Annotated in this window: 2 protein-coding genes; both read right to left on the bottom strand. The window is 43.1% G+C overall.

All coding sequences use genetic code 11. The features are described from left to right. The coding region (locus tag F3741_03705) for an ATP-dependent Clp protease ATP-binding subunit ClpC (protein ID MZG29907.1) at positions 1-434 on the bottom strand (434 nt) is incomplete at its 3' end. A 491-nt stretch (positions 435-925) separates the two neighbouring features. Next, a partial coding sequence (locus F3741_03700; GenBank protein ID MZG29906.1) for a 5-methyltetrahydrofolate--homocysteine methyltransferase occupies positions 926-1,743 on the bottom strand: 818 nt, incomplete at its 5' end.

Genomic DNA, 1,743 nt, shown 5'->3' with positions numbered 1-1,743 from the left:
TCTTTGAACATTTCCACAATTTTTTCGCGGACATCATCAAAGAACATTCCAAAACTATTCAGAACCCTGCAAGCAACACCCTCTTTCTCCTTCAAAAGCCCTAAGAGAAGATGCTCCGTGCCAATATAATTGTGGTTTAAGGAACGTGCTTCCTCCACCGCAAATTCCAAAACTTTCTTTGCTCTTGATGTGAAAGGAATATCACCTATGATCAAAGAGTTCGAACTGCGAGGCAGGTTTTTTTCCAACTCTTTTTTTAATTGAGTCAGATCTACTCCGCTTTTTTGAACTATGGCGACAGCAATACCCCCACCATCTTTAATCACTCCCTGCAAAATATGTTCTGTACCTAGATATTCGTGGCGGTAGAGTTCAGCTTCCTCGCGAGCAAGAATTATGACCCTCCGAGCCCTTTCTGTGAATCGTTTAAACATGATTCAATTTGCCTCAAAATAGCGGATTTATAATCTGAAAAGAGTCCTGCAGATAAAAATGTGCAGGGCAACATCCCTTGTTTTTATTCGGGTAAACCTCCCCATTATCCTAACAAATGATGTCAATTATATAAAGGGTTTATTTCTACCGGTTCCGTAAGCCAAAAAGTCTTTTTTTTAAAGGGTTTATCTTTGCGTCGCACAATCTTTCAGGAGGTCTAATCCTTATTGCGCAATGGTTTTCTTATCGGTTGAACATTAAGTGGACTAAACCTCATTTTGAACTGGGAGTTGTGCTGGGATACGCTCGTTGGAAACAGATTTATCAACAAACAATAAACAACCGAGAGGTCTATTTGCCATGCTCGACAAGATAACGCGTTCGGCCCCACGCCCTTTGGCAAGGGAAGCAATCAGCATTAGCATTTCAAGCCGAGCTAACCCTTTGACAGCAATAAAATATATTGCTAGTTGGCCCCACGCCCAGTGGATCAACTATATCCCGCATCCTTATGAAAACAGACCACAGCTGCTGTCGTGCTTGGGGGATAAAACTCATTCCCGGAGGTCAGGGACACCCCAATATCCTCAGCCCCAAGCAGTTCCCAGATAACACGATTATGAGTCAGATCTGTTATTGCCGGATACCCCGGGCTGTAGCGTTGCCCCTTATTGTCCTTTTTCATTCCCGTCCGTTGATGAAGCAAATGATGAATGTATTCTGCCAGGTCTTCAGCGACTCGATCGCTGAGCCCTTGAAGATATAATGCCGACTCGCTGTCATGTTGAGATTTAAATTCTTCAATACCCGTTTCGACCCTGTCACCAGCGGTCGAAATCTGCAATCCAACCACATCCCACTGCCCAGAGTCCTTTGTATGAAAATACTGACCCACAGAAAAGACATCTTTTCGCCCTTTACCGATACAGACATCAAACTGGAGCCTGGCACGTTCTTTTTCACGATTTTCCGGATCATAAATAATGACCTCATCACCATCAGATTGAGCGGGAAAAAGTCCAAATCTGGCCTTGGGTACAATCCAGCTATTTTCTTCGGCTTTTTCAATCCAGGTTTTTTCCAAATCCTGAAGTTGTTTCAGCGTCACACCTTTATGAATCCAACTGGATTTTTTACCGAACTTCCAATTCAGCGAATACAGGCTTTTTCTATCCATACTACCTGCAAGTTTATGCAGTTTGAATTCAACTTTATGGATTCCGTATCCGTCTGAAGGACTTTCATGATGCCTGAAGCTGACTTTTCTTCTTGGCAGGGTCTTTAAAAGTTCGTCCTTCTCCTCCTGAA

The organism is Nitrospinota bacterium, from assembly GCA_009873635.1.
Lineage (GTDB): Bacteria > Nitrospinota > Nitrospinia > Nitrospinales > VA-1 > LS-NOB.
This window is presented reverse-complemented; position numbering and strand designations above follow the sequence as displayed.